We start from the raw sequence: 19,213 nt of genomic DNA, 5'->3' as shown, positions 1-19,213 counted from the left end.
GATATTTCAAATAGATGTGTCGGCACATCGTTGCGATGAGAAGACCTATGGACATCGCGGCAGAAACTCGTCAATTGAAGTGTTCAACCGCACTCACAATCAAAGAAAGACCGTTCAACTCGCGAAGCGCGGATTGAGCATCTCCATAATTGCGCCCTCGGCGTCGAGTTGAGCCAGATCGTCGTATCCACGCACGTGCCAGTTTCCGAAGAAGATTTGAGGCACAGTGCGCCGGCCACTGCGGTTGACCATTTCGACCCTGCGCTCAACCGAATGCACATCAATTTCGGTGAAGGTAATCCCTTTGGTTTTCAGCAACTGCCTGGCGGCTTGGCAATAAGGGCAAGTGCCCGTGGTGTACATAATGACTTTCAGCATGTTGCTTGCTCCCGGAGTGAACTTGTCATCACGCGGCCGCCTGAACAGGACGGGCCTGCACGGCGCAAGTGGTCGGGTGCTCAACCAGAGATTTAAACGTGCGGTTGTCGGCATCCAGCGCGTCGATCGACCCGGTCTCGATGTCGTAGACCCAGCCATGCAGGTTCACCAACCCTTTTTCCTGTGCGAGCCGCACGCTCGGATGAGTCTGGATATTGGCCAACTGCGCAATCACGTTTTCTCGCACCATTGAGTTCACCTTGGCGGTTTCATTGACGTGAGTGCGTGATTCATTGATCACCTTCGCGGACTCCGCGTGTTGCAACCATCCCGCAACGCCGGGTAAGTGATCCATGCATTTGCACTGGGCAACGGCGGTCATGGCGCCGCAATCGGAGTGTCCGCAGATGACGATGTCGGTAACGCCCAAGACGGCGACAGCGTATTCGACGGTGGCCGACACGCCGCCTGGATGGGGGCTATACGACGGCACGATATTGCCGGCGTTGCGAATTACGAACAGCTCGCCGGGTTCCTGCTGGGTCAACAGTTCCGGTATCACTCGACTGTCAGAGCAGGTGATGAACAGCGTACCTGGGTGCTGAGTGGTTGCCAGATGTTTGAATAAGTTCTCACGTTGAGGAAATGCATCTTTTTGAAACTTCAAGAAACCTTCGATAAGCGCTTTCATGGTCGTTTCCTTTTTGTAGTGAACAGCGTAAATGAATAATGAGTTAGTGCAGCCGTTGCCAATGACGTCGTACACAAGCGTGTGAGTGCCGCCGTGGGAGTCGCTGTACGTCATCTGCACCCGCGTCGGTCCACACACACATTGGCAACAGGTTAATACCGTGCTGGCCGTTGCAGAGCGAATGGTAAGTTGCAGCCCTTAGAAGGGACGCAGCGGAAGAAACTTCCCGTCCAGCGTGATGACTGCGCGGTGACCGCCTTCCGGGTCTTCGACTTTTTTCATATCAAGCTTAAAGTTGATCGCGCTGATGATGCCGTCGCCGAACTGTTCGTGAACCAGGGCTTTGAGTGTCGTTCCGTAGATTTGAATCATTTCGTAGAAGCGGTAGATGGTCGGGTCAGTCGGAACGCCCGACAGGCTGCCGCGAAGCGGGATAATCTGGAGAAGGGCGACCATTTCATCATCGAGGTCAAGTTTTGCCCCAATAACTTTGGCGGCACTTTCTGGAAGCGGTTGCTGGCCAAGAAGGGCGGCAGTCACGTAGGCAAGGCCCAGGCCGGTACCGTCCTTGAGATCCTGCCAGGACAGGTTCTTGCTTGCCTTGCGCTGCAGGATTTCAGTGGTCAATGCAATGCTGGTTTCGTTGTAAACATGAGACTGTTTCATGGCTTCTCCAGTGATGCTTTCGTAGTGGGTGCTGTTGTGGGAACGCTAAGTTGTACTGCCATGGTCTTATCGGTCGCTAATAACGTCAAAGACCGAGATACAATCCGCTGTATAGGCGCTGCCTATGGTTTCAATATCTACAAGATGACTGTTTATGTTGAACAGGTACTGTTAAATAACGCGACTGCCGCGTTGTTCATGCCGCGAGTTTCGTTGTCACCAATGAAGCTATCAACGTGCTGCTTTCTGCCAGATGGTGTGCGACCCGGGCGCGAAGCCAGCGTTCGCCGGGATCGTTATCCAGGGTCGCGCTCCAGGACAGCGACAGTTCGAGTTCTGGCACGTCAATCGGCATCGGGTCCATGCGCAATCCGCCTTGTCCGATCATGGTGCTAGCCACATATTCAGGTACAACGGCGACCATGTCTGTGCCTTCAATCAGTGTTTTGAGTGCACTGTATTGCGGGACGGCAAGTACGACATGACGTCTGCGTCCGATCGCATTGAGCGACCGATCAATGGAATCCGTGACTTCGCCATTCAGCGAAACGGAAACATGCGGACGTTTGCAGTATTCGTCCAGGTCGAGCTCGCGAGTGATCGAATTGGCGCTCAATAACGTGGGGCGGATGCCACGCAGAAACTTTCTCTTGGCATTGGCGGGCAGGTCTCGGCTGTGGCAAACCCCGAGCGATACCTCTCCAGTCACCAGTTGGTTGGGCATGGTCAAATGATCGGTGCGACGCACGACAAAACTGACACTGGGCGCTTCCATTCTCAACTGACGCAACAAGCTTGGCAGTAAGGAATATTCCACATCATCAGAAAGCCCGATACGAAAAACAGCGTTGCTGGTTAATGGATCGAACTCATTAACATGGCTCAGTGCTGCGGCCATGGTGTCCAGAGCGGGCGTCAAGTTCTGCTGGATTTCGAACGCACGGCTGGTGGGCTCCATGGTGCGGCCGATCCGGATAAAGAGTGGATCATCAAAGTACTGGCGCAGACGGTTCAATGAAGCACTGATCGACGGTTGGCAAAGAAACAGCTTTTCGCCGGCACGGGTCAGGTTGCGTTCGTGCATCAGCGTTTCGAAAACAATCAAAAGGCTGAAGTCGATTTTGCGGAGATCATTTCTGTTCATTGTCATCCACCTTCGGGCAGTCTTATTGTTGGATCACTTCGCCGGGGTCAGCATTGACTCTCAACTTCAGCAGGCGGGTGGAACCACGTTCTTTCGCCTGGGGGTTATTGCTTGTTGGCTTGGATCTAGAATAAGGGCCTTGGTATTCATAAACACTTCTACGTACGTTCATACGCTTTAGCGCATAAGTGGTAGCACCTCATACAGTTGTATATGTTTGTTTAGGTATGCGTTTATTTAGAAGGCGTGCCTGTCAGGAAATAGATGCGCACTCACGCGACGTTCTGTGGTGAACGTCTTCACCGTTGGGGAGAACTGCACGAAGGGGAAGGCAACAAGGGGAGGGGGACGGGGGATTCATGCACTGCGTCTTGGAGCGTCGATCAATGGGTACAGCGCGGGGCCTGAGTTTTCAGGCTCTTGCGAAAACGGCCTCTATGCAATCAATCATCGTTTGACCATCAAACGGCTTGCTGAGAAAGCCAGCAGCGCCAGCATCCTCTGCCCGCTTGCGTACAGTCTCTTCCGGATAAGCCGTGATCAATATCATGGGAATGTCCTGCCCGTGATGAATGAGTTCATCCTGCAGCTCCAGGCCCGTCATTCCAGGCATCTGCACATCTGAAATCAGGCAATCGGTGTCATTGCGATGAGCGGACGCCAAAAAGTCTTCAGCGGAGGCAAAAAGACAGGGTTGGTAGCCCAACGAACGTATAAGGCTGCTCAATGCGATGCGGCCAGACGCGTCGTCATCAACAATGGAAATCACGGGGACTTTGCTCATGGTGTGTATCCTTGTGAAAGAGGCAGATTAGAGATTCACCTCTTCGCTTAGGCCCACTTTATGCGGCCATTCCTTTGAAAAAAATAATACACACGTATGTGCTTCTCAGCGTTTCTCTCCAATACCGAGTGATTCGGCCATTCGAACCAGGTCGGCGAACGATTTCGCCTGCATTTTTTTCATGGCGTGGCCGCGATGTATCTTGACCGTGATTTCACTCAGGTTCATCTCGCTGGCAATTTGTTTGTTCATCAATCCGCGGGCAGCGTATGCCATGACTTCTCGCTCCCGAGCCGTCAGTGACTGGTAGCAGGCGTGCAGTCCGGAGTCCTGCTTGCGGACTTCTCTGCAAGCGGCGTCTGTTCGGTGCGCCGCGGATACCGCATCCAGCAAGTCCTGATCACGAAAAGGTTTGACGAGAAAATCCAGCGCCCCTGCCTTCATTGCTTTCACTGACATTGCAATGTCGCCATGCCCCGTCATGAAAATGATGGGCAGATTGATGTTCGCCTCGATCAACTGACGCTGAAAATCCAGTCCACTTGACCCCTGCAGACGAACATCCAGTACCAGGCAGCTAGGCGCATCCGGATCCGGCCGCTCCAGAAACTCCGCCGCAGAAGCGAATGTTTCGACGCGCACGCCGACTGAGCGGAACAGACTGGCCAAGGCTTCGCGCATGGATGCTTCATCGTCGACGACAAAGACGATGGGCGACGTATCGGCAGAACGATGGGGCGACGTATCTCGGTTCAAGGTTGCTCCCAGGAACTTATCGGTAACGACAAATGAAATACGGCGCCTTCTCCTGGCTCTGAGGTTGCCCAGATCCGGCCACCATGAGCCTCGATGATCGATCTGCAAATGGACAGTCCCATGCCCATTCCTTCTTGCTTTGTCGTATAGAAGGCCATGAACAGCATCGGCATGCGGTCGCTTGAAATGCCCGGGCCGCTGTCTTTGATCTCAAAGGAGACAGAGCCGTCGTCGGAATGCAGAAGACGAAGATGCAGGGTGCGACGTTTGATCTTTGCGTTGGCCATTGCCTGCATGGCGTTCATGAGCAAATTGATGATGACCTGCTGCAGCTGGACTCGGTCGCCGGTGACCGAGACGGCTTCATTGTCAAAACCTCGCTCCAGCTCCACCTTGTTGCGCTTGAGTTCCCGGCCGACGAGGGCCAGTGACTCATCAATGATTTCCACCAGGTTCAACTCGGCTTTCTGCGGTTCTGTTTTGCGAGCCATCGCCCGGATTCGTCTGATAACTTCACTCGCTCTGTGCGTCTCGCTCACCATGCGTTCGATTGCGCTGCGCACTTCACCAATATCAGGCGTGTCGCGGTTCAACCAACGCAGGCCGGCAGTGCCATTGGTGGCAACAGCTGCCAACGGCTGGTTGACTTCATGAGCGATGGACGCGGCGAGTTCGCCAAGCGTCGCCACGCGACTGAAGTGAGCGAGCTGGACTTCTGATCGGTGTAGAGCCTCCTCAGCCATTCGGGTGTCCGTGACGTCCATCAACGCCCCCACATACTCGCTGTCTTCATCCCCGTCTTTTACGAGCTGAGCCAGCATCTGCAGGTGTTTGACACTTCCGTCAGCCATTGAAAGCCGATATTCGGTCTTGATGTGAGGCGCTTTCTGGAAGGCATTTTTGATGGCTGCTTTGACGATCTCAATATCGTCTGGATGGGTTTTCGCCAGAATGCTGGTCAGTGTGGGGGGCTCATCAGCATTGAATTCGAATATCCGCCGTGCTTCTTTCGACCAATACATTTCACCGCTGGGAATCTTGAGGCCAATGCTTCCCGTCTGGCTCAACCACTGCGCCCCTGCGAGGAATGCCTCGCTGCGCTGGAGGGCTTCGATCGCTCGCTTGCGGTCAGAAATGTCGTTGTGAGTGGCAAGAATCGCTTTAGGTTGATTGTTTGCCCCACGCGACAACGAGCACCGACTCACCACCGTTACGCAGGCGCCGTCGCGACAATGCTCGATCACTTCACCCTCCCAATGACCCGTCTCAAGGAGGCAAGCCATCATTTGGTCCCAGCTCGTCATCAGTTGAGGACTCAAGAGTGCGCGAAAGTCCTGACCCACTGCCTGAGATTTGGTCCAGCCGTACAGTGCTTCGGCCCCAGGACTCCATTGGGTGATGACGTGATTCATGTCCCGGACGATGATTGCGTCATGGGTCTGTGCAAGCAGCCTTACCTGCTCCTGCAATTCATCGGTGGCGGATTTATTCTTGAGGGCCAACACCGTCGTCATGCCGATCGCAGAGAGGCTGACGAGAAGACGCGCGAAACTGCCATCGTATAATTCAAAGCCGTGGCCTATCACAAAAGCAGTCAGCGTCAGGCCGATGCAAACCAATGAGACGCCTATTACGCCTTTCCTGGAGAACAGATTCACAGACATGAGTATGACGGCGACGTAGAGCACCGCAATGGCAATGTGTATCGAACTCGCGGTGTCGATGACGAAGATTGAACTAGACAGGGCGATTGCCCCAAGCCGCTGCAGCTGGACGGAATTGACAAAGGGGCGTGAAAACCACCTGACAGCTGGCGTGGGTTCAGTGATGATTTTCATAAAGGCGCAGGCCTGCTGTGTCCGCAAAGCAATACCGACAACAGTGTGAATCGTAGTCGGTAAAATCAGGACTCGCCAAACCGTTCGACGGCGTCTGGAGCGGAATTTCTACGATGAGGGAGTTGTTACCTGGTAAAGCATTACGCGGAATAAAATACTGGGTTTGTAAACGCACCCATTATTGTAAGTTAAGCGATAAGGCCTGTTTTTTGGCGAAGAATGTGGCGCAGCACGCGTAAAGGGCAGTGAATGTATTCAATCACCTGAGCGCTGTAGCTGGTGCCGTTAATGCACCAGTTGCAGAAGTGTTCGCAATTGTTCGAGAGTATTTTGTACTGAGCTTCACCCATTCTTGAACACGCGCGAGCGACGATTTCATCGTTTGAAAAAGCCGGTTGGTCTTGGTAAATCCAGATGGATCTCCCTTTGGCAAATTGTTGGAGACCGGTGACTTCAATAGGGCCGGCTCGCAGGGATCCGCTTAACCCGGAGTAGTGCGCAACCTTGCCGTCACCGAGGTAGATACCGTGATGGACGTAGAATGCGCGAGGGCTTACCAGATGAGATCCAGCGGGGATCACGTCATCCCCCCTTCGACCCGGGTCAGGTGGGTATGAGTGCTGTGATGCATCGATGAAAGACCGCTCCCGGACACACAGACATGCAGTTCATTTTCAGAGGGCTCGGTGCTCACACAGGCGGAGGGATCCACGTTGACCAAGGCCGATTTGAAGAACAGTGAAGATAATCTGGTGGTCATTTCCGCAAGCTGCTTGTTCATGACGAAACCCTCCATAACCTTAGAGAAATACTATCTTCCAGGGGCTGGAGACGCATTCGTGCGCAGGTTTAGTCAGTTAGTCAGTCCATATGCGGCGCTCATACCTCTGTATGTGTGGTCAGAAAAATGGAGGACAGGAGGCGGGGATTTCAGCAAAGGTGCCTGGGGTTAAATGCTGAGCAGGTGTCTGTCGGAGAATCCAACGCTTTGCATCGCGGTGCTTTCAGTGGAGAAGACGCTGCAGAGGAGTCGGTCATCGTTCCAGGCGTTGCAGCTGTGCACGAAGTTGGACCAACGTCGGCGTGATGATGGGCACGAACGCTGACTCGCGCCAACGACGTGCAAAACCAATACCCTGTTCTTGCAGGTAGGCTTTACCACCGCTTGCCTGCAGTTCCAGCTGCACAGCGTCAGCCGCTGACTGCGCCAGGGCGATTCGAAGGCTGAACAGCGCTTCGGGATCATCTCTGAAGCGCCCGTCGAGCAGGCCGCGTTTCAGCTCGGTAACCCGGTCTTCCAGCTGCCAACGCTGGTTCAACAAAGCCTCAAGAAGCACGGAACGATCGTGTTCCAGGTGCGCCTCAACCTCTTGAAATGATCGTCGAGCCAAGCCGATGGACATTCCACATTGCAGACCCAGGAACGCAGGTCGCACGGATTGAAGAAAGATCTGAGCGTCTTCATGCAGCAGCCAGTCGCTTGCGACGTCGACCTGCATGAACTCCAGGGCCGCAGTATTGCTGGACTGCAATCCCATCAGCTGCAAGTCGCTCGAGCGATGCAGACCTGTGGCCGAACTCGGGATTGCCAGTATGAAGGGTGTACTACCTTCCTCATCCTCAACCGCCGCTGCGACCACAAATCCGCTCCTGCGCAGATTGGTGACCCAATGCAGTCCCCCATTCAAGGTCCAGCCTTCCGGGGCCGGTTGAGCACGAACCTGCAGGGCTTCAATGCCGGAAAGGAACTTGATCGCGTTCGAAAGGCCTGTGGCGCCCGCCAGTTTTCCATCAAGCAGGGAGGGTAAAAGTCGTTCGCGCAACGCGAAGTTCGAGCTTTGCAGGACGTATTCGATAAAGGTGCGCTGTCCCCAGAGTACAAAGGCGGCCGTCATGGAGCGGTAAGCCACCGCCGACACTATTTCGACAGCGTCAGCCAGATTCCTGCCGACGCCGCCCAGGTATGGGCTGATCCCGACCCTTAGCACATTGGCGGCTGCCAGTTCGGACAGGACCTGTTGTGGGTCGCTGAGGCCCGAGTCGAGATCCTGGGCGTTGGTGTCCAGCCAGTGGCTGAGTGCCGGGTCGAGCATTTTTTTCTCCGTGAATATTCGGTGATTTAGATCCGGCGTCCCCCATGGGCGATAACAGCCGTCAGACACAACCGGCGATCAACGCTTTAATTTTTTACCGCAACAAGGCGGCCAAAACTCGCAAGACTCGCGACCGCAGCAAACAACGCGGCGGCCCACAACGCGAACGTTGCGCCATGCTCGCTTGATACCATGAAACAGTAGGCGACCAGAGCGGCACCGGTGGCCTGTCCTATCAGGCGAGAGGTTGCGACCATCCCGCTGGCGCTTCCGCCCCGATCGGGTGGAGCGCTCCCCATAAAGCCTTTGAGGTTGGGTGCCTGGAAGAAACCAAACCCGACACCGCAAACCCCCATGCGCCAGCTGATGTCAAACGTCGACGGGACATCGGACATGAGCACCAATGCAACCAGCCCGGCACCGAGGATCGCGAGACCGATGCCGCCCAGAGCGCCCGGCGAATAATGGTCACTCAGTCTGCCTGCAATCGGTGCCATGATTGCCACCATCACGGCCCAGGGCGTCATCAGGAAACCGGTCTCCACCGCAGACCGCCCAAGCGTTGTGAAGAAGTAAAAGGGGAGCGCTACAAAGGCCAATCCCTGTGCTGCGAACGTGCATACCGATGTGACCACCGACAGGGCGAACATGGGCCTGCGCAGCAAATCGACTGGAAGCATGGGCGCTTTGTGATTCGCTTGCCGACGCAGGAGGAGGGCAAAAAACAACACAGTACCTGCCAACTCGATCGCCAGTGTCTTCAGGCTCGCCTGGTGGGCGGCGTCCCCAAACATCAATATCAGAAGACTGAATGCCACCACGTTGTAAAGCGCCGTCAGCCCGTCGAATGTGTGATTGGCACGAGGCGTAGCAGGAAGCACTTTGCGACCCAGGAAGAAGGCCGCCATGCCAAGGGGAACGTTAATTGCGAACAGCCAGGGCCAGTTGGCGACCGACAAAATCACGGAAGCCAACGTCGGCCCGACCGCAAAAGCGACGGCAACCACCAAGGCGTTGGTGCCGTATCCGCGTCCGAGCATGTGTTTCGGGTAGATGGCCCTAAGCATGGCGGTATTCACGCCCATCACGGCGCTGGCACCTATTCCCTGCAGCAGGCGAGCGATAACCAGCGATGGGAGAGACCAGGCCAATGCACATCCGAGGGAGGCGAGGGTGAATAAAAGCAGTCCGAACAGGAGCACGCGTCGGTAGCCGATGATCTCTCCCAGTGCCGCGAAAGGAAGGAGTGTGGCCACCATTGCAAGTTGATAGACGTTGATGATCCAGACCGAGGCTGCCGGGGTCGTGTGCAGTTGATCTGCAACCGCTGGAAGGGCGACATTGGCAATCGCCGTATCGAGCGACGCCATACCGACGCCGATGGCCAACGAGAATATGGCGAGGCGTCGAGCATTTTGAGGCAGCCCGTCGGCAGGGATATCGACAGCATCCGCTTTCAAAGTCGCGTGTGTGGACATGTTGGCTCCTTTGTAAGCAGTAATGGGTGCCTGGATGAGCCTCACGTTCAAGCCCGGATCACGCCGCTGTATCCTGATTTGAAGGCAAACGTGCGCGTTCCTGCTCAACTGGGTCATCAGGTTCTAAACGAACAATGAGGGGTTATTGGTGGCCGCTCTTGTAGATGAACGGCCAGGTCATTGGCGGTCGTAGACGCGTTTTTCTTGAAACAGGCCCGCATGGGGTGCGGGCCGATTCAATGAGCACGTCGCAGATTAGAAAGGACGCAGTGGCAGGAATTTACCGTCAAGCGTGATGACCGCGCGGTGACCGCCTTCTGGATCTTCTACCTTCTTCATATCAAGTTTGAAGTTGATCGCACTGATGATGCCGTCGCCAAATTGCTCGTGAACCAGCGCTTTCAGGGTGGTGCCGTAGATCTGGATCATTTCGTAGAAACGATAGATCGTCGGGTCGGTAGGAACGCCGGTCAGGCTGCCACGCAGGGGAATAATTTGCAGCGCAGCGACGGCAGCCGCGTCCAGGCCCAGTTTTTCGCCAACCACTTTGGCTGCGTTTTCTGGAAGAGGGTGCTGACCGAGCAGGGCGGCGGTGACATAGGCAAGGCCAAGGCCGGTGCCATCAGCCATGTCCTGCCAGGACAAGTTTTTGCGGGCCTTGGCATCGAGAATTTCGGTGGTCAGGGCGAGGCTGGAATCTTTGTAGGCGTGAGACTGTACCATGGTGTTTCTCCGATCAAATTGGCTTGATTAATGAGGCAGCGCCTGGGCTGCCTGGGTGTGAAACGATCATCGTCCGTTACGCAGGCAACGTCCAAGACCCATATACAATCCATTGGATAAGTGCTCCCTATAGATGGCTTCCCAGCGCTCGCAGCGCCAAGAACTCGCAGCTGACTCGTAGAACCGGCCGTTAGCACTCATATAGCGACAGGCATCCCACTCATCGACAGTGTCGGTGAGTGGGTCTGGGGTGGATGACGGCGTGAGTATTGGCGGACGGCTAAAGCTTTTTAACTGCAATGATTATGGAAACAATGCAGCCGGGAAAGTTACCCTTGATACTGACGATCCCTATGCCTTTGTCTCGGGATAATCCACCAATGACACAAACTGATTGGTCGTGCCGTCCAGCGCTTCGATAGAACCCGTTTCGATATCATAAACCCAGCCGTGCAGGTTTAACTTCTTTTGCTCTATCGCCAGTCTAACGCTTGGGTGTGTTCTTAAATTCGACAGTTGTGCAATGACATTCTCTCTGACCATGGAGCACACCCGCTCTTTTTCATTGGCGTGTTTACGGGAGGCGTTGATGACCTTTGCCGACTCAGCGTAACTCATCCACGCGGCAACGGCGGGCAGGTGATTCAGGGATTTTCCACTGGAGACTGCCGTCATCGCGCCGCAATCGGAGTGTCCGCAGATCACGATATTCGAGACTCCGAGGACCGCGACCGCATATTCCACCGTAGCAGTCACTCCACCCGGTTGCGGGCCATAAGAAGGCACGATGTTTCCCGCATTGCGAATAACAAACAGTTCGCCCGGTTCTTGTTGCGTCAACATCTCAGGTATGACCCGGCTGTCGGAGCAGGTGATAAACAGCGTTTCGGGGGTTTGAGTGGTCGCCAGGTATTTGAATAGATCGGTTCTCTGTGGAAACACCTCTTTCTGGAATTTAATGAAACCGTCGATAAGTGCTTTCATTGTTTTGCCCCGTGGGTGGATGTCGGACGACGACGTTTTAACAAAGGTTAATTAAACAAAGGCTAATGCGGCCGGAATGTTTCGTCCAAGACCCTAGGAGCTTAATGGCCTGGTTATTATATGAATTTAATATAATCATCGGCAGGGGGTGTGCTACTCATCGCGGGTGCCGTAGAGAGGGCAGTTCACAGTGTTGCGAAGTGGAACAATCTTTTAAACTTCCGCGACATTGTTGTTCTATTTATAGAATGTAAGGTAATCCTTGGCAGTAAAGTAACGAGGGCGTTAATTCATTCGCGTGGCCTTCGGGCGCTTAAAAACTTGTGGCGACACAGGCATCAAGGGATCAGCGCTGTTTTTCTCACGGTGCAATCAACTGCCAGGACGGGTCGGACAGTTTCCGGATAAGGAAATCAAAAAGAACGTCTATCTTTGCCGGGCGCGTGCGTGCCGACGGCGTCACCAGGTACACGCCGCCCAACTGCATCGACCAATCGGGTAGCACTCTTTGCAATCGACCGTCTCTGAGGTACTCGCTCGCGACAAATTCCGGCAGTTCAGCAATGGCAATACCTGCGAGTAAAGCCGGGACGAGCGCGTCCACATTGGTCACGCGTAGCGAGCCGGTCGGCGTGACACTCACTTCGTTTCCCGCGTTGTCGTGCAACCGCCAAACATCATTCTGGGCTCGATACGCGTAGCCGAGGCAGTTTCGGGTCTCCAGATCCTGAGGTCGCAGTGGATGGCCGAAACGTTGCAAATAGGCTGGAGACGCAACAAGGTATCGAGAAACCGGGGCGAGTCGTCGAGCGACCAATGAGGAGTCAGGCAGCACAGCAATCCGGATGGCGGCATCAAAACCGTCGCCAATCAGGTCGACAGAGGCGTCAGCGAGGTGCAGGTCGATCGACACTTCTGGATACGCTTCGAGAAATTCCGGGAGGATAGGGGCGACCCATTTGAGCCCGAATGTCATCGGGATGGCCAGGCGCACCAACCCTTTGGGTTGTGACGATAGGTCCCGTGCTACGCCTTCGGTCTCTTCCGCGTCACGATACAGTTGGCTCGCACTCTCGGCGATGCTGCGACCGAACTCAGTCAACGCCAGTTGGCGAGACGTACGGTTCAGCAGTCGGGCACCCAATCGGTCTTCAAGGCGGCTGACACCACGGGAAACCGTGGCGACGGACACGCCCATCACCCGCGCAGCGGCTGCGAAAGATCGCTCTTCCGCGACCTTCGCAAACATCGCCAGGCCTTCAAAATCGGGCATCTTCGACATCGACAATTCTGCAATCATGGTTTGCAATCAATTCTATTTCGAAGGGTGTGCCATGTCGATAATCTTCAGATACGCGCCCCCTGCGCCCAACTGAGGAAATAAAGATGTCACGTAAACTTGAAGGCAAAGTCGCCATTGTCACGGGTGGATCCACCGGGATTGGTTTGGCGACTGCCATCCAGTTTGCCAAGGAAGGCGCCTATGTCTACATCACCGGCCGGCGTCAGGCTGAGCTGGACGCGGCGGTGCTGGAAATTGGCAACGCTAAAGGCGTTCGTGTCGACTCATCCAGGCTCTCGGAACTGGATGCACTCTATGCTCAGGTCAAGGCTGAAAAAGGTCAGATCGACGTGCTGTTCGTCAATGCTGGCGGCGGATCGTTGCTGTCTCTGGAGGCGGTGACTGAAGAGCACTTCGACGACACCTTCGGACGTAATGTCAAAGGTGTGCTGTTCACGGTACAGAAAGCGCTGCCGCTCCTCGCAAAAGGCGCTTCCGTCATCCTCACCGGCTCTACGGCTGCCAGCGGAGGTACTCCTGACTTTAGCGTGTACGCAGCGTCGAAAGCCGCGGTTCGGTCTTTTGCCCGTAACTGGATTCTAGATTTGAAAGGGCGCGATATTCGAATCAACACCCTCAGCCCTGGACCGATCGAAACCCCTGGCCTCGTAGAGTTGGCGGGTCCAGACAAAGCGCATCAGCAGGGCTTGCTTGATCACTTCGCTTCGCTGATTCCGCTGGGCCGGGTAGGGCGCCCAGAAGAAGTGGCAAAAGCCGCTGTGTTCCTGGCGTCCGATGATTCAAGCTTTATTAACGGCAGCGAAATGTTTGTTGATGGCGGTATTGCACAGATCTGATGCGCTGAAGTTGGCCATCCCGGCGCCGGTAATCTGGTCGCCTGATAGACACATACGCTACAAAGCTTGATGAGGCGTATCGCTTCATCAGGCTTCTCTTGCATTCAGCCGTGGGACGATGAGTACGTATTATCCAACCAAGTGCTTGAGATTTCCGCGCGCAAGGTTGGCGAGGGTTTTCAGCGTCATGACGAACAACAGCAATGTAACGCCTATCAGGAGCACGATAGCGACTGAGTCGGTGAACATGTTGGAAGTATGTTGAGCGTATCTCAGCGCACACACAGCGGCTCCCGCTGAAGGAAAGCTGACCGCCCACCATGAAAGGCGGAAGGGGCAGCAGATCGCCAGGTGCCATAAGCAACGATAGACTCGTCAGAACGAAGCGGGCGGGGCGTGTTGCTGCTCAATTTGGCGCACCCTCCATGGGGTAATCAGCATGGGTTTGATCCCGGTGCGGGGGCGCCGGGGCGAAAGCGTAATTGGCAGGGTGATTCGGGGAGAGAATAGCACCGGGGCACGCGGCCCCGGCACAATCACCTCAATGCTTGATTACTGTGGTGGCGTTGTCTTGAAGCTTGGCAAATCTTGAATCTTTTCCCACCAGCCGCTGAAGCCCTCGACTGAAAATACCGTTTCGGCGTCTGGCGTCATTGCAAGGTAGGCGCACGCTGGGGCGAGGTATAAATCACCGATCGACAGCGATTTACCCGCAATAAAAGGGTCGCTGCCTTTGAGCTTCATCAGTTCTGTCAGGACGAGTTTCGAGGCCTCGATGCCCTTTTTCAACGATTCGTCATTCTGGCCACCGATGAAATCAGGGAACAGGTAGTAACCAAACACCGAGGCCATGGAGCCATAGCCGTACGAGTCGTATATGGCTTGAGCCATTTGGCTTCGTGCGCGATCGCGGGGCGTGTCCGGTGTGAACGTTGGACCGGGCAAGACCGTATCGAGATAGCTCATGATCGCGCTGGTTTCAATCACCCTGAAGCCGTCATGCTCGACAACGGGGACTTTCCCGAAGGCGTGTCGTTTGAGGTGCTCAGGATGATGCGGCTCGCCTTTCATGACGTTGACCTGCAACTGGTCGAACGTTGCGCCTTTCTCCCTGAGCAGCATTTTCACGGTACGTACATAGGGACTGGCGTCAAAACCGTAGAGAGTGAGGCCCATGACGATTGCTCCAATTGAGTAAATTGATTACCGGGGGCTGGCAGCGAAATGCTGTCCTGCTGAGCGTGCCAGCTTATAGGGTGATGATGTACCACTTACGGCGGCCACAAAGGATGCCGCCACGACAGGCCGACCCGCCAAGGTAGTTCTCGGTTGCGTGATCTTGGGAAAGGTAAGCCCATTGACTGTAGCGCAAGCCGTTTTATAAACATCCCGACTGAGAAAAATAAAGTGTCAGTGGCACTGAGTCAGGGGAGTCATTTACGTGTCATAACTGGCCGGTTTTAATCGCGCCTTTATCAGGCCTGTAACGATTATTCCGTCGCACAAAATAAACAAGACTCACATCGCGTTATTCCATCGCGTGCGCTAATTAAAAAGCGGTTAGCTGTTAAATCACCCAAGACGCCATGCGAGCGCTTTAAACCCCATGATGAATGAGCTCCGCTGGTCTGAACGATGCGTTATCTCCTATGCTTATCAATACCTTTGTTTCTAATGATCTAGAATTTTGGAAGAACGCTTCAGTCAGTCTCAAGTTTGAAGTGCTTATTTTTTTCGGTTTTGCCTGCGGATGCAGAGCAGGTGAACCGACTCGGTACCCACCGTTTCACCCAGAGGGTTACGCCGTGACCACGCCTTCCAGTGCTGTCGATTTTTTCTATTGGCCCACGCCTAATGGTCAGAAGGTCGCGATCTTCCTTGAAGAGACCGGAATGCCGTATACCGCACATCCAATCAACATCAGCCTGGGCGAACAGTTCGCTGCCGAATTCACCCGCATTTCGCCCAACCAGCGCATCCCGGCATTAGTGGACGCTGAGGTCGGTGTGTCGATCTTTGAATCGGGCGCTATCCTTTTGTACCTGGCTCAGCGAAGCGGCCAATTCTTACCGGCTGACATTCGCGGTTCGACAGAGGTCCTTCAGTGGCTGTTCTGGCAAGCCGCAAGCCTGGGGCCGATCCTCGGGCAAGCAGTCTATTTTCTGAACTATGCGCCGGAGCACTTGCCTGCCCCTGTGGCTCGGTTCCATAAGGAGACGGTGCGGCTTTATACCGTGCTGGAACATCAGTTGGCTGAGCGCGATTTTGTAGCTGGGGCGTATTCAATTGCCGATATGGCGATTTATCCCTGGGTCCTGCAGTACGAGAAGCAGGGGATGACGTTGGACGACTTTCCAAACGTGGCGGCATGGTTGACGACTATTGGGGAGCGTGCCGCTGTCGTTCGTGCCTACGAGAAAGGCGAGCGCATACGCCCATCCGGGCAGACAGACGCTGACAGAAACAAACTTTACAAACTGGAATGATCGACACATCGATCGATGTGGACGAAATGCCCATACTTGGCAGCCATGCAGCATGGGCAGTTTTCGTGATGTCCAGGGTTATTGCGGGCCTGATGCTTCATCCCCATGTCGGTCGTAATCGTCAGGCTGCAGCCTTGCCGGGGCGCGCCTGTACCGCACAAGTGGTAGGGTGCTGAACCAACGACTTGAAGCCACGGCCGTCTGCATCCAGTGCATCGATCGACCCCGTCTCGATGTCATATACCCAGCCATGCAAATTCACGGCGCCTTTTTCCTGGGCCAGGCGGACGCTCGGATGCGTTTGAATATTCGCCAACTGGGCAATGACATTCTCTCGCACCATCGAGTTCACCTTCGCGGCTTCACTGATGTGAGACCGGGATTCGTTAATGACTTTGGCAGACTCAGCATGCTCCAACCAGCCAGCAACCGCCGGTAAATGGTCCATGCACTTGCACTTTGCAACCGCCGTCATCGCACCACAATCAGAGTGTCCGCAGATGACGATATCGGTCACGCCCAGCACGGCGACTGCATATTCGACCGTGGCAGATACACCGCCCGGATGGGGGCTGTAGGAGGGCACGATGTTACCCGCATTGCGGATCACGAATAGCTCGCCGGGCTCCTGCTGCGTCAGAAGTTCGGGTACGACTCTGCTGTCAGAACACGTAATGAACAGAGTTCCGGGGTGCTGGGTTGTGGCCAGATGTTTGAACAAGTCTGTGCGTTGTGGAAAGGCTTCTTTCTGAAACTTCAAAAAACCGTCAATGAGTGCTTTCATTTTTTAATGCCTTCGAACTGGAGGATTTGATTGGAATGTTAGTTAGTGCAGCCTTCGCCCATCACGTCGTATTCCAAAACGTGAACACCGCCTTGCGAGTCTTTGTAAGTCATCTGTACAGGAGTTGGCGCGCACACAGTGGCGGCGGGAGTTACCTTGACAACATGAGCGATGTCCAGGTGCATGCCGTATGTATAGTGAACGACTTCCGAAGTGGGGGGTGCTTCTTGAGCGAACGCGGCCGTTGAGGCAGTAAGCGACAGTACTAAAAACAGAAACTTGTTCATGGGGATTCCTCCATTCAAATTTGGTGTTTGATCAGTAATAAATTAAGTGTTGAAGCAGGCCTGCGTTGGCGCAGGCCGAATTAACTTTCCTGGTGCATCCTTAGAAAGGACGCAGTGGCAGGAACTTGCCGTCTAATGTAATGACAGCACGGTGACCACCTTCAGGGTCTTCAACTTTTTTCATGTCCAGCTTGAAGTTGATCGCACTGATGATTCCGTCGCCGAATTGTTCGTGCACAAGCGCTTTCAGGGTCGTGCCATAGATCTGAATCATCTCGTAGAAACGGTAGATGGTCGGATCGGTGGGCACACCGGCCAAGCTGCCGCGCAACGGGATGATCTGGAGGCGGGCCACTGAATCGGCATCCAGTTCAAGTTTGTCGCCAATGACCTTTGCAGCGCTGGCTGGCAGAGGATGCTGGCCGAGCAGGGCTGCTGTGACGTAGGCGAGGCCCAGACCGGTGCCGTCAGTCAGATCCTGCCACGACAGGTTTTTACGAGCCTTGGCATCCAGAACCTTGGTGGTCAATTCAAGGCTAGTATCGTTATAGGCGTGGGACTGTTGCATGGTGTTACCTCTATCAGTGGGTTGAGTTCGGTGGGTGTTGCTTCGTGTGAGGCAATCATCTTCCGTTCCTGTGATAGCGTCCAAGACCGATATGCAATGCACTGCATAAGCACAACCAATAGATGACGAAGGAGGGTTGATGGACGTGCGCGATCCGGACTGTCTGATGTTGATACCCGATGGTTACCCGGTGTGGATCGACGTTCCGCAGGCGAGCGTTGGCGGCACGGCCACAGCGTTGCGTTTCGTCTTGCCCGTACGCGCTCACAACCTCCCACTTCTGCATCGCAAAGAAACGAAGCTGGTCGTCGCCCTCAGTGGCGCGCTGGAAATACGTACGGGGGATGGGCAAATAGCGTTCCTGAGACAGGGCGATGCGTTAAGGCTGGAGGCGGGGACAGCCCATCGGATCCACCAATATGGTGCGGCAGCCAGCACGGTAGGGGTGGTGCTGTGGCCTGGAGGTGTCGAGCAAGCATTTCGAGAAATCGCTGATGCAGCGCTGCACGTGCCTTTCCTGCGCAGCGACATGGTTGAAATTCTCGATCGCTATGACGTGGTTTGGACCGTATCCTTCAAACCACCACACGCCGAGAGCGAGCCGCTTATTGGAACGGCTTTTCCAGGATGGCTTCGCGAGTTACCGAGGGAAGCGGCAACGCTGCTGCAATCGAGATGGGGAGAGGCGTACGCCCTTGGAAATGCCTGAAAGCTGGACGTCTCGTTGCACGCATAGGCCAGGATTCAGTCACATGATTGACGCGTCAACGGCTTCGGCGCCGGCAGCCAGAGCGTTGACCTCACAGATGTGAAATATCCGGGTCTGGTGATTATCGGATATTGCATTTGTGACGGCGGGCATCTCATTTGCCAGGCGTACGCATTTCTAATGATGACCAGGCAAACTCGAGGCCAACCGTGGTAATGGCCTTCCAAGGGAAAGATTGGCGCTTCTAAGGGTATCCAGTCGCCAAAAAAAGCGCTTGAAAGCCCCATTAATTTGGCCTTTAACCCTTGTAAACCGTGGCTTTCAGCGCTTTTTCCGCGTTTATGCAAGGGCTGACACGCCGTCAGTCGTTATTCCAATGGAGAAATTCGGCCAAGTCGGCGTTTTAACCGATGGCGCGGCTAGCAAAACCTTAGCGGCATGTCCCGCGCGCTGAATTCCTCGCCGTGAACATGCACGCAGCATGTCAACCAAACCTGACCCAGACGCCGTGCCCGAGCCGCAGCGCCTGGGTGATTGAGCTGATTTGGTTTGCAGCAGTCGATGGGTTTGAGCGGTGATACTCGGCGTTTCGGATGCTGCGTATGAGGTGCCGCTGATTGATGGTGCGCGCGCGCGCGTGAATAGTCGAAGGTGAGCGCAGGAAGCAGACACAGTGACGGGGTCAAGGCATGGATAGATCGAGGA

Annotated in this window: 22 protein-coding genes; 3 read left to right on the top strand and 19 right to left on the bottom strand. The window is 54.8% G+C overall.

Annotated features, from left to right (window positions below; genetic code table 11):
- Nucleotides 1-114: 114 nt before the first annotated feature.
- The 14 genes from grxC to AB4N84_RS25170 form a co-directional block, all read right to left on the bottom strand.
- Complete coding sequence (gene grxC, locus AB4N84_RS25235) at nt 115-378, bottom strand: glutaredoxin 3 (protein WP_460043739.1); 264 nt, start codon at nt 376-378, stop codon at nt 115-117.
- Between the two features lie 28 nt (nt 379-406).
- Nucleotides 407-1,069 carry a carbonic anhydrase gene (locus AB4N84_RS25230; RefSeq protein WP_074750782.1) on the bottom strand — a complete coding sequence of 221 codons (663 nt, stop codon included), beginning with the start codon at nt 1,067-1,069 and terminating at the stop codon, nt 407-409.
- 198 nt (nt 1,070-1,267) lie between these two features.
- Nucleotides 1,268-1,735, bottom strand: coding sequence for a cyanase (gene cynS / locus AB4N84_RS25225; protein WP_460043737.1), 468 nt, complete (start codon nt 1,733-1,735; stop codon nt 1,268-1,270).
- A 196-nt stretch (nt 1,736-1,931) separates the two neighbouring features.
- Nucleotides 1,932-2,879, bottom strand: coding sequence for a LysR family transcriptional regulator (locus AB4N84_RS25220; protein WP_460043736.1), 948 nt, complete (start codon nt 2,877-2,879; stop codon nt 1,932-1,934).
- 412 nt (nt 2,880-3,291) lie between these two features.
- Nucleotides 3,292-3,663 carry a response regulator transcription factor gene (locus tag AB4N84_RS25215; protein ID WP_074750790.1) on the bottom strand — a complete coding sequence of 124 codons (372 nt, stop codon included), beginning with the start codon at nt 3,661-3,663 and terminating at the stop codon, nt 3,292-3,294.
- A gap of 105 nt (nt 3,664-3,768) precedes the next feature.
- A complete protein-coding gene (locus AB4N84_RS25210; RefSeq protein ID WP_143024320.1) occupies nt 3,769-4,344 on the bottom strand; it encodes a response regulator in 576 nt (191 codons plus the stop codon).
- Between the two features lie 71 nt (nt 4,345-4,415).
- Nucleotides 4,416-6,257, bottom strand: a complete 1,842-nt coding sequence (locus AB4N84_RS25205) for a PAS domain-containing sensor histidine kinase (protein ID WP_460043735.1) — start codon at nt 6,255-6,257, stop codon at nt 4,416-4,418.
- A gap of 188 nt (nt 6,258-6,445) precedes the next feature.
- Nucleotides 6,446-6,838, bottom strand: a complete 393-nt coding sequence (locus tag AB4N84_RS25200; protein ID WP_460043734.1) for a lecithin retinol acyltransferase family protein — start codon at nt 6,836-6,838, stop codon at nt 6,446-6,448.
- The gene (locus tag AB4N84_RS25195) at nt 6,835-7,038 is read right to left on the bottom strand and encodes a hypothetical protein (protein WP_460043732.1); all 204 of its coding nucleotides are present in this window, start codon (nt 7,036-7,038) and stop codon (nt 6,835-6,837) included. The genes AB4N84_RS25200 and AB4N84_RS25195 overlap by 4 nt, the downstream gene beginning before the upstream one ends.
- A 253-nt stretch (nt 7,039-7,291) precedes the next feature.
- Nucleotides 7,292-8,350, bottom strand: a complete 1,059-nt coding sequence (locus tag AB4N84_RS25190) for an acyl-CoA dehydrogenase (protein ID WP_460043730.1) — start codon at nt 8,348-8,350, stop codon at nt 7,292-7,294.
- Between the two features lie 86 nt (nt 8,351-8,436).
- Nucleotides 8,437-9,828, bottom strand: a complete 1,392-nt coding sequence (locus AB4N84_RS25185) for an MFS transporter (protein WP_460043729.1) — start codon at nt 9,826-9,828, stop codon at nt 8,437-8,439.
- A gap of 255 nt (nt 9,829-10,083) precedes the next feature.
- The gene (cynS, locus tag AB4N84_RS25180) at nt 10,084-10,551 is read right to left on the bottom strand and encodes a cyanase (protein WP_074750800.1); all 468 of its coding nucleotides are present in this window, start codon (nt 10,549-10,551) and stop codon (nt 10,084-10,086) included.
- A 351-nt stretch (nt 10,552-10,902) separates the two neighbouring features.
- The gene (locus AB4N84_RS25175; RefSeq protein ID WP_460043727.1) at nt 10,903-11,535 is read right to left on the bottom strand and encodes a carbonic anhydrase; all 633 of its coding nucleotides are present in this window, start codon (nt 11,533-11,535) and stop codon (nt 10,903-10,905) included.
- Nucleotides 11,536-11,896: 361 nt separating this feature from the next.
- Nucleotides 11,897-12,817, bottom strand: a complete 921-nt coding sequence (locus tag AB4N84_RS25170) for a LysR family transcriptional regulator (protein ID WP_074751387.1) — start codon at nt 12,815-12,817, stop codon at nt 11,897-11,899.
- 104 nt (nt 12,818-12,921) lie between these two features.
- Between AB4N84_RS25170 and AB4N84_RS25165 the strand changes: the two genes are divergently transcribed.
- Nucleotides 12,922-13,674, top strand: coding sequence for an SDR family oxidoreductase (locus AB4N84_RS25165; protein WP_074750804.1), 753 nt, complete (start codon nt 12,922-12,924; stop codon nt 13,672-13,674).
- Between the two features lie 129 nt (nt 13,675-13,803).
- Here the strand turns inward: AB4N84_RS25165 and AB4N84_RS25160 are convergent, their stop codons facing one another.
- Complete coding sequence (locus AB4N84_RS25160) at nt 13,804-14,019, bottom strand: SLAC1 family transporter (RefSeq protein WP_460047140.1); 216 nt, start codon at nt 14,017-14,019, stop codon at nt 13,804-13,806.
- Between the two features lie 207 nt (nt 14,020-14,226).
- Nucleotides 14,227-14,850, bottom strand: coding sequence for a glutathione S-transferase family protein (locus tag AB4N84_RS25155; protein WP_460043725.1), 624 nt, complete (start codon nt 14,848-14,850; stop codon nt 14,227-14,229).
- A gap of 629 nt (nt 14,851-15,479) precedes the next feature.
- Between AB4N84_RS25155 and AB4N84_RS25150 the strand changes: the two genes are divergently transcribed.
- The gene (locus tag AB4N84_RS25150; RefSeq protein ID WP_460047139.1) at nt 15,480-16,160 is read left to right on the top strand and encodes a glutathione S-transferase N-terminal domain-containing protein; all 681 of its coding nucleotides are present in this window, start codon (nt 15,480-15,482) and stop codon (nt 16,158-16,160) included.
- 121 nt (nt 16,161-16,281) lie between these two features.
- Here AB4N84_RS25150 and AB4N84_RS25145 read toward each other — a convergent pair whose 3' ends face one another.
- The 3 genes from AB4N84_RS25145 to cynS (AB4N84_RS25135) form a co-directional block, all read right to left on the bottom strand.
- Nucleotides 16,282-16,944 carry a carbonic anhydrase gene (locus tag AB4N84_RS25145; RefSeq protein WP_460043724.1) on the bottom strand — a complete coding sequence of 221 codons (663 nt, stop codon included), beginning with the start codon at nt 16,942-16,944 and terminating at the stop codon, nt 16,282-16,284.
- Between the two features lie 38 nt (nt 16,945-16,982).
- The gene (locus tag AB4N84_RS25140; protein ID WP_460043723.1) at nt 16,983-17,231 is read right to left on the bottom strand and encodes a DUF2790 domain-containing protein; all 249 of its coding nucleotides are present in this window, start codon (nt 17,229-17,231) and stop codon (nt 16,983-16,985) included.
- A gap of 100 nt (nt 17,232-17,331) precedes the next feature.
- Entirely contained in the window at nt 17,332-17,799 is a 468-nt protein-coding gene (cynS, locus tag AB4N84_RS25135) for a cyanase (protein ID WP_460043722.1), read from the bottom strand.
- A gap of 139 nt (nt 17,800-17,938) precedes the next feature.
- On the opposite strand from cynS (AB4N84_RS25135), the gene AB4N84_RS25130 reads away from it, so the two are divergent.
- Entirely contained in the window at nt 17,939-18,508 is a 570-nt protein-coding gene (locus AB4N84_RS25130) for a hypothetical protein (RefSeq protein WP_460043721.1), read from the top strand.
- Nucleotides 18,509-19,213: the final 705 nt, after the last annotated feature.

It is taken from the genome of Pseudomonas sp. S2_H01 (assembly GCF_054668305.1).
Note: the sequence above shows the minus strand (reverse complement) of the source record. Positions and strands in the feature narration are given on the sequence as shown.

Excerpts from the sequence above, each read along its gene's own strand:
- AB4N84_RS25165 (WP_074750804.1), top strand. The coding sequence starts at position 12,922 with ATGTCACGTAAACTTGAAGGCAAAGTCGCCATTGTCACGGGTGGATCC.
- AB4N84_RS25205 (WP_460043735.1), bottom strand. The coding sequence starts at position 6,257 with ATGAAAATCATCACTGAACCCACGCCAGCTGTCAGGTGGTTTTCACGC.
- AB4N84_RS25145 (WP_460043724.1), bottom strand. The coding sequence starts at position 16,944 with ATGAAAGCACTCATTGACGGTTTTTTGAAGTTTCAGAAAGAAGCCTTT.
- grxC (WP_460043739.1), bottom strand. The coding sequence starts at position 378 with ATGCTGAAAGTCATTATGTACACCACGGGCACTTGCCCTTATTGCCAA.
- AB4N84_RS25155 (WP_460043725.1), bottom strand. The coding sequence starts at position 14,850 with ATGGGCCTCACTCTCTACGGTTTTGACGCCAGTCCCTATGTACGTACC.
- AB4N84_RS25175 (WP_460043727.1), bottom strand. The coding sequence starts at position 11,535 with ATGAAAGCACTTATCGACGGTTTCATTAAATTCCAGAAAGAGGTGTTT.
- AB4N84_RS25195 (WP_460043732.1), bottom strand. The coding sequence starts at position 7,038 with ATGAACAAGCAGCTTGCGGAAATGACCACCAGATTATCTTCACTGTTC.
- cynS (WP_460043722.1), bottom strand. The coding sequence starts at position 17,799 with ATGCAACAGTCCCACGCCTATAACGATACTAGCCTTGAATTGACCACC.
- AB4N84_RS25130 (WP_460043721.1), top strand. The coding sequence starts at position 17,939 with ATGGACGTGCGCGATCCGGACTGTCTGATGTTGATACCCGATGGTTAC.
- AB4N84_RS25140 (WP_460043723.1), bottom strand. The coding sequence starts at position 17,231 with ATGAACAAGTTTCTGTTTTTAGTACTGTCGCTTACTGCCTCAACGGCC.
- cynS (WP_460043737.1), bottom strand. The coding sequence starts at position 1,735 with ATGAAACAGTCTCATGTTTACAACGAAACCAGCATTGCATTGACCACT.
- AB4N84_RS25215 (WP_074750790.1), bottom strand. The coding sequence starts at position 3,663 with ATGAGCAAAGTCCCCGTGATTTCCATTGTTGATGACGACGCGTCTGGC.
- cynS (WP_074750800.1), bottom strand. The coding sequence starts at position 10,551 with ATGGTACAGTCTCACGCCTACAAAGATTCCAGCCTCGCCCTGACCACC.
- AB4N84_RS25210 (WP_143024320.1), bottom strand. The coding sequence starts at position 4,344 with ATGCGCGAAGCCTTGGCCAGTCTGTTCCGCTCAGTCGGCGTGCGCGTC.
- AB4N84_RS25230 (WP_074750782.1), bottom strand. The coding sequence starts at position 1,069 with ATGAAAGCGCTTATCGAAGGTTTCTTGAAGTTTCAAAAAGATGCATTT.
- AB4N84_RS25185 (WP_460043729.1), bottom strand. The coding sequence starts at position 9,828 with ATGTCCACACACGCGACTTTGAAAGCGGATGCTGTCGATATCCCTGCC.
- AB4N84_RS25170 (WP_074751387.1), bottom strand. The coding sequence starts at position 12,817 with ATGTCGAAGATGCCCGATTTTGAAGGCCTGGCGATGTTTGCGAAGGTC.
- AB4N84_RS25190 (WP_460043730.1), bottom strand. The coding sequence starts at position 8,350 with ATGCTCGACCCGGCACTCAGCCACTGGCTGGACACCAACGCCCAGGAT.
- AB4N84_RS25220 (WP_460043736.1), bottom strand. The coding sequence starts at position 2,879 with ATGAACAGAAATGATCTCCGCAAAATCGACTTCAGCCTTTTGATTGTT.